The 17,240-nt window shown below is 42.5% G+C and carries 9 protein-coding genes; 3 read left to right on the top strand and 6 right to left on the bottom strand.

Going from position 1 to position 17,240, the window contains the following annotated elements:
• Positions 1 to 340: 340 nt before the first annotated feature.
• Positions 341 to 2,332 (bottom strand): potassium channel family protein, encoded by a 1,992-nt coding sequence (locus tag ACPZ3T_RS18835; RefSeq protein WP_490270992.1) that lies wholly within the window; start codon positions 2,330 to 2,332, stop codon positions 341 to 343.
• Between the two features lie 675 nt (positions 2,333 to 3,007).
• Here ACPZ3T_RS18835 and ACPZ3T_RS18830 point away from each other — a divergent pair.
• Positions 3,008 to 3,226, top strand: coding sequence for a hypothetical protein (locus ACPZ3T_RS18830; protein ID WP_490270991.1), 219 nt, complete (start codon positions 3,008 to 3,010; stop codon positions 3,224 to 3,226).
• 373 nt (positions 3,227 to 3,599) lie between these two features.
• Here ACPZ3T_RS18830 and ACPZ3T_RS18825 read toward each other — a convergent pair whose 3' ends face one another.
• Entirely contained in the window at positions 3,600 to 5,519 is a 1,920-nt protein-coding gene (locus tag ACPZ3T_RS18825) for a heavy metal translocating P-type ATPase (protein WP_490270990.1), read from the bottom strand.
• A gap of 84 nt (positions 5,520 to 5,603) precedes the next feature.
• Here ACPZ3T_RS18825 and ACPZ3T_RS18820 point away from each other — a divergent pair, with 84 nt between their 5' ends.
• Entirely contained in the window at positions 5,604 to 6,719 is a 1,116-nt protein-coding gene (locus ACPZ3T_RS18820) for a precorrin-8X methylmutase (protein ID WP_490270989.1), read from the top strand.
• On the opposite strand, the gene ACPZ3T_RS18815 is transcribed toward ACPZ3T_RS18820, so the two are convergent.
• Positions 6,711 to 10,145 carry a PAS domain S-box protein gene (locus tag ACPZ3T_RS18815; RefSeq protein ID WP_490270988.1) on the bottom strand — a complete coding sequence of 1,145 codons (3,435 nt, stop codon included), beginning with the start codon at positions 10,143 to 10,145 and terminating at the stop codon, positions 6,711 to 6,713. The two genes, ACPZ3T_RS18820 and ACPZ3T_RS18815, sit on opposite strands and share 9 nt — an antisense overlap.
• A gap of 588 nt (positions 10,146 to 10,733) precedes the next feature.
• Here ACPZ3T_RS18815 and ACPZ3T_RS18810 point away from each other — a divergent pair.
• The gene (locus ACPZ3T_RS18810; protein ID WP_490270987.1) at positions 10,734 to 13,700 is read left to right on the top strand and encodes a DUF4912 domain-containing protein; all 2,967 of its coding nucleotides are present in this window, start codon (positions 10,734 to 10,736) and stop codon (positions 13,698 to 13,700) included.
• Between the two features lie 239 nt (positions 13,701 to 13,939).
• Here ACPZ3T_RS18810 and ACPZ3T_RS18805 read toward each other — a convergent pair whose 3' ends face one another.
• The 3 genes from ACPZ3T_RS18805 to ACPZ3T_RS18795 form a co-directional block, all read right to left on the bottom strand.
• Positions 13,940 to 14,842: an ABC transporter ATP-binding protein gene (locus ACPZ3T_RS18805; protein WP_490270986.1), complete on the bottom strand. Its 903-nt coding sequence runs from the start codon at positions 14,840 to 14,842 to the stop codon at positions 13,940 to 13,942.
• Between the two features lie 2 nt (positions 14,843 to 14,844).
• Positions 14,845 to 15,618 (bottom strand): ABC transporter permease, encoded by a 774-nt coding sequence (locus ACPZ3T_RS18800; protein WP_490270985.1) that lies wholly within the window; start codon positions 15,616 to 15,618, stop codon positions 14,845 to 14,847.
• Between the two features lie 81 nt (positions 15,619 to 15,699).
• Positions 15,700 to 17,160 carry a BamA/TamA family outer membrane protein gene (locus ACPZ3T_RS18795; RefSeq protein ID WP_490270984.1) on the bottom strand — a complete coding sequence of 487 codons (1,461 nt, stop codon included), beginning with the start codon at positions 17,158 to 17,160 and terminating at the stop codon, positions 15,700 to 15,702.
• Positions 17,161 to 17,240 lie beyond the last annotated feature (80 nt).

Here is a 17,240-nt window from a genome sequence, read left to right as displayed (position 1 = left end):
AGGGAGCAGGGAGCAGGGAGCAGGGAGCAGGGAGCAGGGAGCAGGGAGCAGGGGGAGACAAGGTAGACAAGGAGACAAGGGAGGGGGGAGTGTGGGGAGAGAGGGGAGTGTGGGAGGAAAGATTTGTTCTCCACCATCCCACACCTCCCACACCAAGCACACCAAGCACACCCTACCCTGACGAGGTTTCAGCTTAACAAGCGTGCCATTCCCCAATGACGGCAGTCCGCTCAAGTCGGGAAACCCGCCCACGCGGCTGCCTCCCCCATGCCCCATGCCCCAAAATTCCTTAATTTTGAATTTTGAATTTTGAATTTTGAATTGATATGCCCAATGCCCATCAACTATTGATCACTGATGCTAAAACTTGACATTTCATTAACTCATTCACTAAGCGATGGGCTTGATGCTTGTAGAGAGGATACTGTAAAGTTGCTGGTAATTGATTCATCAAGGTTCTAGCTAGGTACATATCACAGCCAGAAATGCGGGCAATTAATGCTGCCCCTTCAAAAATCGCTTGTTGTGACACAGCCTTTTCTACCCTCACCCAGCATTGAGGGGGGAGCATAGTTCCTCGTTCTACCCTTTGCAGTCCTTCAATGGTGGCGAGAACTACTAAGCGATCGCCTACCGCTAATCTGATATCATCAGAGGGCATAAATTTGGGAGTACGTTGGCTATTTCTAGCATGAAGAATCGGCACAACTCCATAACCGTACGCAATTTCCGCTACTATTCGTCCGTTGAGGGTATCATTAGCTTCAATTTGATATTCAGTGACTAATGTAGTTTGATTATTCAGGCGAAATAAATTGAGAATATTTTCCCCAAAGGCTGCCCCCACAAATGCCTCGGCTGCTAGTTCATAAACCCCCAAAACTCTGGCGTAAGGTAGTAATCTGGCGATATTCTCACTAAAAAGGGGATCAACGGTGCGAATAACTACACAAGCTTTAGGGTTGGCAGCATAAGTCATTAAGGCGATTTCTAAGTTTGTCACTTCATCATCAGTGACAATAATCACACTTTTGGCAGTATTAATATTGACTTTATTCAAGCCATTTTTGATATTGCCGACAATTAACGGCATCGGTGGCAGTAAACTGGGGTCTAAGTCATGGGGATGCACTCCTACTAAGGGTTGTTTCAGTTCTTGGAGGATGTGCGCTACTAGTTTTCCCACTCTGCCTAAACCAATCAATACTATATGATCAGATTTTGGTACAGGTAAACGACGTAGGGAAAATTGAAATCTGGCTGCTAAGATGCGTTCTGTCATGACGGCGTAGAGAATACCCACAAACACCGTACCAGCGACAGTCTGACTAATGCTGAATAAATGTAGCCACCCAGGAATGGCAAAGGGTAATTCTCTACCGCCAAATATATCCCCATAACCCCCAAGACTGAGAATTAAAGAAATATTCAAGGCTTCCTGGTAAGTAATTTGGGGATAGTGCAGTTTGTAGAGGAATGCGCTACACCAGAATAAACTCACCATTACCAAACAACTCATTAAAACTACACGGCGTGTTTGGCTACTTTCTGTCCAAAACTGAGTGACTTGATAACGCAGATTTGCCCAAGTGAGAGTTTTAAATGTTGTACGCCAAAGTTGCTTGATATTTTTGACTGGTTTTTGGGAGTGAGAAACTAAATTTTCCGTGGCTTCAATATAAGTAATGATGTCACCTGGCAAAATATTAGCCTCTGCATCCCATTCATAGAATGTCTGTGCTAAGGGTTCTCCGGCTCGGTTGTGGGTGAGAATGCGCCGATGACTAGTGTTGATTTCATGCAGTTGTAAGTAATTTCGCCAACGATGTCGAGCATCAATGCAGACTTCCATAACTTGCAGGAAATGATTATCTAAACTAAAAAAGCCTGTAGTTTCACTCCCCAAGGCTGCCAAAGCAAAGCTTTTGGCTGGTAACTGGGTAGCTTCAAAGGCGACAAAATTACCCAAACTGTCCCTGAGTAACTCGTTGAGGTTATCTTGGGAGGAACGAATAACTAAACGCACATCAGGATTGAGCGATCGCGCCGCAAAAGCTACAGCAATATTCACGCGCTCATCACTGGTTACAATCAAAATGGCTCGGCACTGGCGAATTTTTGCCTGTTCTAATATTTTGCCTTGGCGAGCATCTCCAATAATTAACTCATCAATCAAGTCAGGTAAGCCAGGAATTTCCCATTGTTGAGGGTTGACAGCTTCAATGGCGTTGACTTGTACCCCAAATTCTTTGAGGACAGATACACAATACTGTCCCAAGTTCCCCAGCCCACAAACTAAGAAGGTATCGGCATTGACTATATTTTGTGCCATGTTCAACGCTGCTGAACAATTCAACATTCAAAATTGTGATGGGAGAGGATAATGTAACAACAAATGAAGTAATATACTTTACTAATGAATCATCGTCTAGTATTTTACCGTAGACTTTACTAAAATACTTGTAAATAGTAACGAAATTAATACCAACCTAATGGTGTCAGAAACCCCACGGCTAAAGCCGGGGGCTTGAAAAAGCCCTGATCTGACCAGACTAAGTTCTTAACTGAACTACGTTAGAGGCAAGAGTTAAAGACCTACCAAGGAATGCGTAGCTAGTTCCTTGCTCTAGAACTGAGCGATTAAACAGGCTTAAAGGGGTTAAACTCGTGTCGTTCGGATAGTTACCGACCTCTAACATTGTCGAAGCTAACATTACCCCGTAAGGGAGGCTCAATCGCAGCACACCATTATGCGTACAGGGTTGTCAAATTTGAAACGGTAACTGTCCCGTTGAAAGTACAAAACAAAGGTACACCGAATGCAGCAACCCCAAGGCGATAATGTGAAGGCGATTTCAATCGCCTGCGCCTTACCCCCATGTCTAAAGCCAGGGGCTTCCACGGCGCGAGGACTTTGGTGAACTACTGCACAGTTTGATTTACACCTGTTTTCACTCAAACTATAAATTTTGCTTAGTTCTGGAGATTTTTAAAAGGGTATTACGGTATGATTTCTCAAGATTATCATGCAATTGATTCTGTCAACGAACTGATTAGAAAAATTAGAGTCAAAGAAAAACAGCTACAAATTGCTAAGGAAGCGCAAATGCACTATGTAGCTGAAGCTATAGAAACTCAATTATTAGAGTTAAAGCATCAGTTATCACTCTCACCAACAGAAGAGCCGGAAATTTACGCATTGATGAATTTATTAGAAGAATTTTAAGCATTGCTGAATCAGGGGATGAATTTTAATGTATTGGAATTTTAGCTCCTTATTCTCTCTGCACGCCAGTTGCTACAAGTCGGCAGAGCCGCCCAACGCACTGGCTCGTCTTTGCGCCACCCTGCGGGAAGCCGCAAAGCGTCTACTGCGTGAATAAATCATCCCGCAATTATGCAACGCCGAATTTTAAATATCAAAGGTGCGTTATGGCTTGAGCCTAATGCACCCCACTGATACCAATTCTCCAAAATTCAGCAACAGATGCAAAGCTTGAAACCCAGATGGTATATGACTTTCTTAATTGCGAATTGCGTTAGCGAAGCGGGACGTTAGTCCATTGCGAATTGCGAATTGGTATGGCTACTCAATTCAACTACTTTAACAATCTCAGACCACTGAGAGTAACTAATACTGTAGAACCTTCGTGACCAATTACACCGATGGGTAGGTTAATATTGCCGAGAAAGTTACCAACTAACAGCAAGATAATAAACCCTAAAGCAAAAACTATATTTTGTTTGACTATACTTTGCGATCGCCTGCCTAATTTGATCGCGGTGGACATTTTCTCTAGGTTGTCTGCCATTAATACTATATCTGCGGTTTCTAAGGCGACATCGCTACCTGCTACACCCATTGCAATACCTACAGAGGCTTGAGCTAAAGCAGGTGCATCATTAATCCCATCACCTACCATTGCTACTGTGTGATATTTTTTTTGTAAGTTGCGAATCACCTCTAATTTATCTTCTGGTAGCAATTCGGCAAATACTTGATCAATGCCGACGCTTGCGGCAACACTATGGGCGGTGCGTTGGTTATCGCCAGTAATCATGATAATTTGTTCTACTCCCATTTGTCGCAGATGGGCAATAGTAGTAGCTGCTTCTGGTCTGATTGTATCTGCAAGAGCGATCGCACCGATGATCTCATATTCTGTGCCGCTCATTTTTGCCACCCAAACCACAGTATTACCCTCTTGTTCTAAGGATGCTGCTGTTTGTACTAATTCCTCTGATAATTGGGGAACATACTCTTGTACAAAAGTTCCATTTCCAACAATTACCGATTGATGGTTAACTGTACCAAAAATGCCTTTTCCTGGTATAGCTTGTACCTCGCTAGCCCTTTCCCAGTCTAAATCATTAGCCGCCTGGGTGATAGCTTCTCCTATGGGGTGTTCAGAGGAAGATTCCAAAGCGGCGGCGGCTGTGAGTACATCTTGTTGGGTGTATTTACCAGTGGTGATTATTTGGGATACTTGTACTTGTCCTGTAGTTAGAGTACCAGTTTTATCAAAGGCGATCGCTCTGACTTGACCAATCTTTTCTAACTGTGCGCCATTTTTAAATAAAATCCCCTGTCTTGCACCATTGGCAATTCCCGATAATAATGTGGGCATAATAGCCGCCATTAAAGCACAGGGAGAAGCCACCACTAAAAAAGTCAAAGCCCGATAAATTGTAGTTTCCCAGTCCCAACCCCAGACAAAGGGCGGTAAAGTAGCTAGTAATACCCCAGCAATGACGATAACTTTAGCATATCCCCTTTCAAACTTTTCAATAAACTCCTGAGAAGGCGGGGCTTCTGTTTGGGCTTGTTCCACCAACCGAATCACGCGCTGAATTAAACTACTGGCGGCTGGTTTGTGTAACTGCAACTGCAATGCACCATAACCATTAATTGTCCCCGCAAAGACTTCATCTCCCACTGTCTTTTCTATCGGTAAAGATTCCCCGGTGATTGCAGCTTGATTAACGGTGCTGTAACCAGAAACAATCATGCCATCTGTAGGAATTAATTCACCGGGTTTGACAACAATTTCATCACCGACTTGTAACTGGCTAATGGGAATAGTTGTTTCTTCTCCCTGTTGTAAAACCCTAGCTGTATCTGGTGTCAAACTCATCAAACTACGGATACTCTTTTCAGTTCGCCGCATTGCATAGCCTTCTAATGCACCACTGATAGCAAAGATCAAAATTAAAATTGCACCATCAATAATTAAGTGATATTCCCGCCGCCACAAACCTAAACTAGCTGCACCCACAGCCGCCACAATCATCAGTAAATCTACATCCAGTTCTTTTTCCTTAATCAGCGTCGTTAGTCCCTCCCTTGCGCTGTCGTAGCCCCCAGTTACATAAGCCGCCGGTAATAGTAGCAAAGCCCATCCCAGCCAACCTAAATGCAAGGCGAACCATCCCAAAAATAGCAGCAACCCACAAAGTAGGGCGGCTAAAGTGTCTGAGTGTTCTGTGGTGAATTGCTGCCAACGCTGGGGGTAAAGCATGAGAGTAGAATCAGTGACGACTACCTCAGCCTAAACCTTGACATTAATGTTAATGTCAATAGTGGGGAACTAAAAAGTAAAGTTATGAATGGTGGTTGCTTGACGATTAAAGAACTGACAGCAGCAGTGGGAGGTGGCATTACTCCCCGGATGGTGCGACATTACCATGAGTTAGGCTTGTTGCCACAGCCGGAGCGATCGCCAAGTAACTATCGCCTCTATACTGAAAAAGATGTGATCAGACTGCAAAAAATTGTGGCACTGAAACAACAAGGGTTTCAACTCAACCATATTCGCCACATTTTGGCAGTAGAACCCGAAGCAGACACCAATAGTCATTTAATGACACAGTTGCAACAACAATATCGCGCCGTTATACAGCAAATTGCTCAACTGCGCCAAACAGCGTCAGCTTTAGAAGGATTATTAGGACGCGATCGCCATTGTCAAATCATCCAAGCAGAAGTTTTGGCACAAGTCAAGTTACTAGATGTAGAAACTCAAGCCGGTTTGGGAAGTTTGGCTAAACTGTGGAGTGGTTTAGATGCTCAAGTTCACACCCATTCCGAAGTTTTTGCAGAATCTTTGCAAAACTTGCTTCCCGACTTATCCAACCGTTCCGAGATTGAACAACATTTAATTTCTCAGTTGGTTTTAGCTTGTGGTGATGTTAGTTTAGTGTCCTTTATTCGCCTTAGTCAAGATGCGATTGCAGCCAGTCGTGCAGCCTTGAGTTCTGGTTGTGAGATTGTTGTTGATATCCCCACCATTGCGGCAGCTGTAGATCAAACTAGATTAGTGCATCTCGGTTGTCGAGTCACAACTTTAATTGATAACCCCCATGTTTCCACCGCCACAGAAGCTGAACTAGAATTTTGGCAGCATCAGGAATGGCGACAAAGATTAGAACAAGTGAGCAAAGGCTGTATTTTAGTCATTGGTTATGCGCCTTCAGTGCTACTAGCAGTCTGTAGCCTCATTCAGCAGCAAAAAATTCAACCGTCTCTAGTGATGGCAATGCCGATTGGTTTTAGTCACGCGCCAGCCGCCAAGCGTCAACTGATGCAACAAAACTTACCTTATATCACTATTGAAGGGACAATTGGTGGCGGGTTGTTAGCGGCAACTGCACTCAATTCCTTAATGGAGTCATTAATTGCAAAACCAGATTGTCATTGTTATCTTAACCATTTATCCTAAAAATTGTTGGATTTTGGCTACGAGAAACTTGGGAGAAATCGGCTTAGTTAAGTATTCATTAGCACCTGCTGCTAAACATTTTTCTTTGTCTCCAGGCATAGCTAATGCAGTTAAGGCGATAATTGGTAATTTAGCAAATTCCTGGTCGGCTCGAATCAGTCTGATGGCTTCCAAACCATCAACTTTTGGCATTTGAATATCCATTAAAATTAAGTCGGGATGATGGCGTTTGGTGAGTGCAATTGCTTGTTCTCCATTGGCGGCTAAGATGTAGCGATAGCCTAAATTCTCTAGGTAGATGGTAAACATCTCTACATTGGCTTCATTATCTTCTGCTAACAAAATCAGGGGAGAGCCAGTAGTTATCATGTCATCTGGTGAACTAGAGACAGCAACAACTTCACCTTTGGGAACTTCCCAAGCTAATGGGGGAGCTTGAGCCGGAATTTGCACCATAAAACGACTACCCTGACCTAATTCACTTGTGAATGTGACTTGACCTCCATGTAGTTCGACAATCTGCCGGACTAGAGATAGACCCAACCCTGTGCCGTTGTAATGACGACTGAGACTACTATCAACCTGACTGAAGGGCTGAAACAGTTTATGGAAATTTTCAGGAGCGATACCAATGCCAGTATCACTGACAGAAAAAACAATCCAGTCTAGACAAGCTGGGTTTTGATCGTTGTGATGGTTAGCTAGACGATTAACTGCCAAAGTGATATTACCGCCTTCTGGAGTGAATTTGACGGCATTGCTGAGTAAATTGATCAGTACTTGCCGCAAACGGCGATGATCTGCTTGAATGCTGCCGATATCATCGGGAATCAGACTAGTAATCTGAATCTTTTTTTTGAATGCCATCTGGCGGATAAAGATCAGACTGTTCTCACACAAACTGCGGATGGGAACTTTGCTAATTTCTAGTTCGAGTTTGCCAGATTCAATTTTAGACAGGTCAAGGATATCATTAATTAGTTCTAGTAAATGTCTGCCACTGCGTTCTATAGTAGCGATCGCATTTTTCTGTCTGTGATTAATATCACCAAATATCTCCTCTTGGAGTCCTTCAGACATTCCCAAAATGGCATTGAGGGGGGTTCGCAGTTCATGACTCATGCTAGCTAAAAATTCGTCTTTGAGGCGGGTAGCACGAGCAAGTTGAGCGTTGGTAGTTGCTAGTTGCTCATTGGTTTGGCGTAACTGTTCTTCTGCTTGTCGCCGTTCGGTGATATCAGTGAGAGTCCCAACGTATCCGAGTACATTGCCAGTAGCATCGATTTCGGGAACTACTTGACTGTAGAACCAAGTGATGCTGCCATCTGTGTGGAGATGCCTACCCTCAAATTTAGTCACTCCATTGTGAGGTATTGTTTCCAGCCTTTCCCTGATCAGGCGATCGCGGTCTTCTGGGTGTAAAGCTTGTAACCATCCCATCCCTAATGCCGTTTCTGCGGTTCTACCTGTCATCACGCTCCACTCAGCATTGACGTAGGTACAGTTACCCAAGGTATCAAACCGGAAAATCGCTACTGGTGCTGCTGCCGCTAATGTAGCATAGCGGCGTTCACTTTCTTGTAACGCTGCCTCTGCTTGTTTACGGTCTGTAATATCAGTTAAAGTACCGATGTAGCCTAGTACATTGCCAGCAGCGTCCATTTCAGGCAGCATTTGGCTGTAAAACCAAGTAATAGTGCCATCTGGGTGCAGATGTCTGCCTTCACTATTTTTCTTGGTTTTATTCGCTATAGCTTTTGATACACCCATCATGATTTGATCACGGTCTTCTGGATGTAATGCCTTTAGCCATCCTCTACCCAATGCTGTTTCTGCGTCTCTACCTGTCATTTCACTCCAGCGAGCATTGACGTAAGTGCAGTTACCTACCGGATCAAATCGGAAAATCGCTACTGGTGCTGCGGCTGCTAATGTAGCATAGCGACGTTCGCTTTCTTGTAAGGCTGCTTCGGCTTGTTTGCGTTGGGTGATATCTTTGACAATACCGACAAATCCGATTATTTCCCCTTGGTCATTCTGTAGTCGTTTCACCGATAGCAATACTGGGAAATGGTAGCCATTTTTACGAATGTGTGTACATTCCACTTCATAACTACCTGCTTCGGTTTTGATGAGAATAAATTCTTGAATGTTGACAATTTTCCTACCTAGTTCTAAGGAGAGTGTCGCTAACCATTTTTCAACTTCCACTGAGTCATGAAATAGCTCAGGACTACTGCAACCAATCACTTCCTCGGCTGTGTAGCCCAACATCCTCTCAGCAGCTGCATTAAAAGTTTGGATTTTCAGATCCTCTCCTGTAGAAATAATTGCATAATCAGTACCATCCAAAATTGCCTGTTGCAAATTACTTAAGGCTAACAACCTAGTTTCACTGGCTTTGAGTGCGGCTGTGCGTTGTTTAATTCTGGTTTCTAATTCTTGATTGAGTTGTTGCAGTTTCTCTTGCGCTTGTTGACGTTCTAGTAATGCTTTCTGAAGTTGTTGATAAGCACTTGCCTGCTGAATGGCGATCGCAATTTGCACTCCTAGTTGATCGAGTAACTCCAACTCTACTGATTGCCAATGACGAGAGGAGGAACATTGGTGAGCTATCAATAACCCCCATAATTGATGCTTCACTAAAATTGGTACTACGAGATTGGCTTTAACTTCAAATTGTTCTAATAGTTGCAGATGACATTTTGTTAAGCCTGCTTGATAGATATCATCAATAGCCCGTTTTTTACCCTGATGATACGCAGCACCAGCACCCTGTTGAAAGCAGGTGTCTGGAATATGACACCCTAGAGCTACTTTCCAGCCTGGAAGTACAGACTCAGCGACAACTGTGCCGCTCATATCCTGATGAAATCGATAAACTACTACTCGGTCGGCTTTGAGAAATTGACGCACTTCTGTGGCGATCGCTGGTAAAATTTCTGATAGTTGCAGGGATTGACGAATCCGTAAGGCGATCGCCGCTATGAGTTGTTGTTGTTGTTGACTGTGTTCTAGTCGTTCCATTAGGTGCATCCGTTCTCTGGCATGATGAATTGCACCTTGTAAGATGTTCGATGTGAGAGAATTTTTGACTAAATAATCCTGGAGGCCATTTTTCATTGCCTGCACAGCAATCATTTCATCACCTTGTCCTGTCAGCATGATCATGGCACATTGGCTCAGACTCAGATGTTGCCGCAATTGTTGAAGTAACTCTAGTCCATTGCTATCTGGCAATAAATAATCCAACAAAATCACATCGGGTATCTGCTGTTGACACCACTCTATCGCCTCACTTCCCGTCTCCAATTCCCAAATTTGGTAATTGTAAAGCTTGTCATTGTGCAAATAGCGAGCGATCGCCACCCGATCTTCAGCACAATCATCAATCACTAAAATGCTCAGACAGGAACGAGAACTCATACATCAAAAACTTTGGCCAATAACTATAGAAATTCCCTACCTACCTGAATATATTGCCCAGATTACCCTGATAGTTATTAATGTATGATTTTTGTTAATAAACTCAATGTCTGATTTATTATTTTGTTACACACAGATGCTCATCAATCCATCAGGGAAAATGACTATCCTATCTAGCAATATTTACCTAGTTAGTCATCTTTAAATTTTTGTCTTGCGTAAATACAAAGCCACAAGAAAGCAAGGTTTCTGGGACATAAAAAATATATTTATAACGCGATGTGAGACTTATTCATACATTTTGATGGCTCTGAGATGGCAAGCACATTCCAGAAATGATAAAAATTGTTATAATTTCCTGCACCAATTGTAGATTGTGCTAATTAATTTAACTGTCTATATCAGCAAAAATTTTAGATAGGATTAGTCAAAAACCGTATAAATTAAGTATTTTTTTATACAAAATTTATTTTTGGGTGACTTAGAACAAAATTGACAGCAGATGTATAATAAGCGCGTCTCCTCCTACATCAAAATCTCAATTCAGATTCGTCGGCTTTCTGTTTCCTGTACCTTGATAAGCAGCATATGTGGCAACAAGAAAAACAAGATCATGGGATAGTAGGTCTGGCATTATTGCTAGCCTTAACTACCTCTCCCTTAGCAACAAACCTTTTGATGTCAGTCCCAGTACTGGCACAATCGGCAAGTGAAACACCCTCTTTCCCATTGCCACAAACGGTGGCAGATGGCACTACATTGCGGATTGATGGTTCTAGTGGCTTTGCTGGCTTTAATCAAAACTTACAACAGAGTTTTGAGCAGAATTTCTCTGGTACAAAGGTGACAGTAGCAGCCAATGGCACAGAAGCGGCGATTCAGTCTCTTTTAAATGGACAAGTTGACATAGCAGCAATTGGTCGGGGTCTAACTCCACAAGAGAAAGCACAAGGTTTGGAGCAAGTGCGATTGCATCGAGAAAAGATTGCGATCATTGTAGGAGCAGAGAATCCCTTCAAAGGAAGCTTGACCGATCGAGAATTTGCTAGAATTTTCCGAGGCAGAATTACTAGATGGTCACAAGTAGGACAGGCAAACGGTAAGATTCGCGTCATTGATCGGCCAGATAATAGCGGCACACGGGAAGCATTAAGTAACTATCCCGTGTTCCGTGCGACCAAGTTCGCCACAGGTGCAACTGCTACCCAAATAGCAGACGATAACACCACAGAAATTGTCAAACAACTCGGTAAAGATGGGATTAGCTACGCTAGAGCCAATCAAGTGTCAAAACTCCCAGGGGTGAGAGTAATCAAGTTACATGACACTTTACCAGATGATCCGAAGTATCCTTTTTCTCAGCCTTTTGTTTACGTTTATAAAAAAGATCCTAGCCCTGCTGTAGCTGCTTTTCTAGGATTTGCTTTAGCACCCCAAGGACAGCAGGCAATAGAAGCGGCGAGAGTAGCAGAAGCAGAAGCGATCGCTAAAGGTGAATCCTCCGTATTTCTCACAGCAAATAATCCCAGCAGCACCCCTGAAATTACACCAGGATCTACGGCTGCTCCCACCACAGAAACCACAGCCGCCGCTACTACTTCTCCTACGGCGGCAGTCACCCCTGACTCTTTGACGGCAAATACACCGTCTGCTACCAATACCCCATTTTTAAATAGCAATAATACATCTACAGTCACAAATATCACTCAGCCCTCTGTAGTAGCACCTCCCGAAAATCCCCCGGCTGATGGACGTAATTTGCTGTGGTGGTTGTTGTTACCCATCGGTGCTATCGGTGGATCGTTATTATGGTTTATGCGGCGATCTCCAGCCACTCCAGTTGATGAAGAGAGTAGTTTGGCGGCAGATGCTACCACTAACCAAAGTTCAGAGATTAAAGACAAAGTAACTTCTTCTCCTCTACCCTTACCGCCTGAGCTAGAGCAGTCCCCCTGGGATATGGAAGCCCCAGCCACAATTGTCAACACTTCCTATCCGCAAATTGTCGATACTCCTCAAGCGGAAAATGTGACCAATGAAACTCTAGAATTAGTAGATAATACAGAACTGCCATCCCATCAGGCCAATGAAGTTACACCTAATCTGGAGATGGAAAAGCCGGAAACCCCAGGTGCAGCAGAATTATCAACAACAGCAGTTACAGATGTACCTGTCAATCTAGGAGATGTCACCCCTGAAAATTTAGACATCGCAGATGAGGAGAGCGAATGGACTAGGGAAACTCAGCCAGAGGTAAATAATATTGATATTGACTCTCTATTTGAGAATGAGTTAGTTGCACCGGAACTATCTGCTGAAGAAGGGGAAGATTTACCAACTGTTGCACCCCCATTTGGCGAAATTCCTGAAGATGCTCTCAACTCAGTAGCAGATGAAGCTGAACCGATTGAGCATGAGATATTGCAAGAGACACAAGATACTCCCCCAACTAATTTAGAAAGTTTAGCAGGTGGTGCGGCAGCCTTGGGCTTAGGGATTGGAGCATGGGCTGTGCATCAAAATCAAGATACCTCTACACCAGAAACATTAGAGGAAACTAATACCGCACAGACAACACTAGAAAATCTAGGAACGGTGGATGCAGTGTCTGGAAACTTGCAAAATTCTGAAGAACCGAGCAGCATTATACTAAAACCCCGTAGTCCTGAATGGGCTTATGTGTCTTGGTATGTGTGCCAGAGCGATCGCCAGCAAATGGCAAATGATGGTGTGTCACAATTAGCATTGCGACTCTATGATGTGACAGAACTTGACTTGAGTTATCAAGATCCCTATTTAGTCCAACAGCATGAGTATGAACCAGCTATCACAGATAGTTATGTATCGATTCCAGAAAGCGATCGCAATTATTTAGCGCAAATCGGTTATATCACAACAGGCGATCGCTGGGTAACAATTGCCCGTTCTGATATTGTCCGCGTCTTCAGTCTTCCTTACACAGATAACCTGATTGCAGATGACTCCATACCAGACGAAGACAGTCAGATTTTCTTTACCCCCCGCACTCCTAAATGGTCTTATATTTCCTGGGAAATTTCCGAAACGCGTCAAAAAATACTACAGGATGCTGGAATTTCTCAATTAGCACTAAGACTGTATGATGTGACTAATATCGACCTCAGTTATCAAACTCCTCAATTAATTCAGCAATACGAATGTGAAGAAATTATTCGTGATCGCTATATTGCCATTCCCCAGAGCGATCGTGATTACATGGTAGAAATTGGCTACTTTACCGATGGAGAACGTTGGATAAATATAGCCCGTTCAGCCAATGTTCATGTCTTCAGTCGTCCCTACGGAGACTTTTGGTTTGTCGCTGATGCAGAGTTAATTATCCACGGCGCAACTGAACCAGGCGCAACAGTCAGTATTGCTGGTAAACCTGTCACACTCAAACCAGATGGGACATTTCATTTGCGTGTTCCCTTCTCGGAGGAAGTAATTGATTACCTGATCACCGTATCTGCCGCTAGTGGAAAACAAACTACCAATTTGCACAAAAAGTTTTCTCAAGCAACTTTGGAAACCTAAAACCCTATTTATAAAATAACTATTTAGTAGGGTGTGTTACGGCTGTATTAGGATTTGGGCGTGTGAGCAAATCATATCTAGCCGTAACGCACCACTATTAAGTAGGTGGCAGAATAAATCCAAACTATGTCAACGAAAGTAAACAAGGCTAAAACCCTTTTTCCCCCTGCTCCCTGCCCCCTGCCCCCTGCCCCCTGCCCCCTGCCGTCTATGTGTAGGTTTATTTTGGAGAATTGGTATTACACTCCTGCATTCCCCTGACTAATTTCTAGATAAATATGCTCTAAACCTACATTTCGGCGAGAAATTGACTCTATCTCTATGCCAGAGAATTTATGAATAATTTCGGCTAATTCTAGTGTTTCTGGTAGCCAAAAAGCTAACTCACTACCATAATATCTATAAGTAAAACCATATTCTTGAGCGCGTGCGATCGCAGTTTGTTCTTCTGGGGTTTGGATGACAACAATTGCTTGGGCTGGAATTAAATTACGTAACTCTCCTAAACTACCTTCAACTATAATTTTACCCTGTTTAAGAATGCCTATTCTATCACATAACTTTTCAGCTTCATCTAATAAATGAGTAGTCATTAAAACTGTGATATTCTGATTTTTGAGATTTTTAATTAACTCCCAAATTTCATACCTAGCTGCAATATCTAATCCTGTTGTTGGCTCATCTAAAATTACTAACTTTGGTTGATGTACTAAAGCCAAGGCAATATTTAAACGCCGTTGCATCCCTCCGCTTAATGTTTCTACAGTACTTTTGGCTCTTTCTAATAAATTTACAGATGCCAGTGCTGCTTTTACCTGGTTTTGGCGTGTTGCTTTGTTTAAACCATAAATATCTGCAAAAAAATTTAAGTTTTCCTCACAAGATAAACTTTTATATAATAAATTCTCTTGGGGTGCAATACCAATTATCTTTTTAGTATCGTCCGAAATGTGTTGATGATTAATTTTAATTTCCCCACTATCAGCTTTGAGTAAATTACAAATAATATTAATGATTGTCGTTTTTCCTGCACCATTAGCACCCAATAATCCGTAAACTTCTCCCTGATTAATTTCTAAACTTAAATCATGCAGCACTTGACGATTTTTATAACTCTTATTTAAATTAGAAATTTTGAGCATATTTATAAATTTCTTTCTAAAATTAACATCCGTCTGTAACATAACCAGCCCCCTAAAACCATCACCACAGTGAAAATGAATAAAAATCCTAAATGCAATGTGATTTCATTCATAAATTTACCCTGGGATGAAACAGCTACAAGAGCCTCATTCATATGATAAATTGGGTTAAATTTAGCAATATTTACCAAAGTTTTAGGGAAGAGACTAGCAGGTAAAAATGCCCCACCTAAAATTAATAAAGGCACACCAAAAGCAGCAACTAAAGCATTTACATCTTCAATGCGTCGTGCTAATTGTGTGCCTAAAATAAATCCTAAACCAACGTAAGCCGCAATACTCATCAAAATTATTGTTAGCCCTAATAAAATAGCTCCCCTGAAGGTTGCACCCCAAAAAGCCGCAATTGTATAAATTAAAATAGTTTGTCCCATACCAATGCAACTATGAGCCAAAAAAATTCCTAAAAAATATGATGTACCACTCAAGGGAGAAAGAAACAAACGTTTAATAGTTTGCTGTTCTCTTTCTGCAACTATAGTAGACACAGTTCCACCTAAACAACTGAAAAATAACGCCGCACCTACTAAGGTTGAGGGTGCAGCATAAGCAAAAGCATCGGCTAAGGGTAATTCTGCTCTTTCTGCTAAAATGAATCCACTGAGAATTAAGACGGAAATAGGAAAGATACTCCAAAAAATTAAACTGCGTCGGCGACGTAGTAGTTCAGTTAAAATGCGTCGAGTTACAGCTATAGTTTCACGCCAATACTTCATTTTAATTCGTAATTCGTAATTCGTAATTCGTAATACCGCTACGCGGAAGTAAGCTACGTAATTTGTAATTAATTCAACAGGCTAAAATTTTTGACCGGTGGTAAATTCTAATCTTATTTCTCCTTGGTCACTAACTCCTAAGTCGCCGCGTAATATGCCAAAGTTAGAATTGAGGCGCACGCCTAAACCGTAGCCAAAACCGCTTCCGGGTTTATCTCTGACTACTCCAGGTTCTCCGATGACGGTTTTACTAGAACCAAAGTCTGAGGCGAAGTCTGTAAAGACAACTCCGCCAATGGACTCAATAATCGGAAAGCGATATTCTACAGACGCTAAACCATAACTGCGACCACTGGCAAGTTCTCCGTAACCGTAACCACGCACAGAATTTGCGCCACCTAAATTAAAAGCATCAGCAGGGGGGAAATCACCCAGAATTGTACCCAGTTGAAAGTTGACAGCTACCATTTCAGGCGTGTCAGCAAACTTATTATTGCCTAACCAATTGACTGGTAAATACTGGACGTAGTTGCCCTGTAGTCGGTTGCTGAAAATTTTGCCTAATCCTATAGGAATTGCTTGAGCGGTGCTGAGGGTGAGAATTGAACCTTTTGTGGGATTGTTGGGGCGATCGCGTCGATCTCGATTTACACTAAAAGATACAGTAAATAAGTCATCAATGCCTGTACCACTCACAGAAAGGGAATTTCCTAATTCATCTTTTGAGACGACATCGTAATTGTGGTTACGTAAGCTAATTCTCGTGTAGTTCAGCCCTAAAGCCGTATCCCACTCATCAAAGGAGCGCAATAAACTCAAACTTCCGCCAAATCTACCTTCCCTGGTTCTGTCGCCGTTGGCTAGTCTGATATCATCATCAAACACGGGGGATAACTTGCGATCGCGGAAAATTTTGATACTATAACCAAAGCGGTCTGGTTCTGTTGTACGATAGGGACTGATAAACTGAGTAGAATACTGCACATCTTTACCACTAACTTGAACTGTGCTAGTTAATTGGTCATTGACACCACTAATATTGGCATCTCGATAACGCACTTGACCGTATAGTCCAATATCGCTGTTACTCCCCGCACCAAAATTCCAAGTCGGGAAATTTCTTTCTTTAATATCATAAACAATGGTTACGCCCAGGTTGTTTTCTTGGGGGAAGGCTCTAACGAACTCTACAGATTCTAATGTCCGCAATCTTTCCAAGTCTGTTGCTAGTGCTTCTTCCTGAAATACTGCTCCCGGTTTGAGTTGAAGAATACCGAGAAGAAAATCTGTTTGTGTACGTCCTCGAATTGGGTTTCTTTGGTCATCAAGTAACCTACCCCGCTCATCAATAAATCGAATTTGAATATCTCGGACAATTTTCTGGGAAAATTCAATGGTTGTTGGTACTTCTACATAACCTCCATATTTAGCGTACCCGTTGATTTCTACAGCATTAGTCCCATTTGGTGAGTTCGCCAGCACTAGCTGTTCCCACCTCACCAAGATTCCTACTAGCAAAACTACAAATATTGGAACACGCATATTAGCAACAAGTTACTGTAGTTAATTTTCCCTCAAATCTTCAGTATAAGCAATTACGTAGCCAATTACTGACTCGGTAT

It is taken from the genome of Aliinostoc maniaoense (assembly GCF_058172895.1).
Note: the sequence above shows the minus strand (reverse complement) of the source record. Positions and strands in the feature narration are given on the sequence as shown.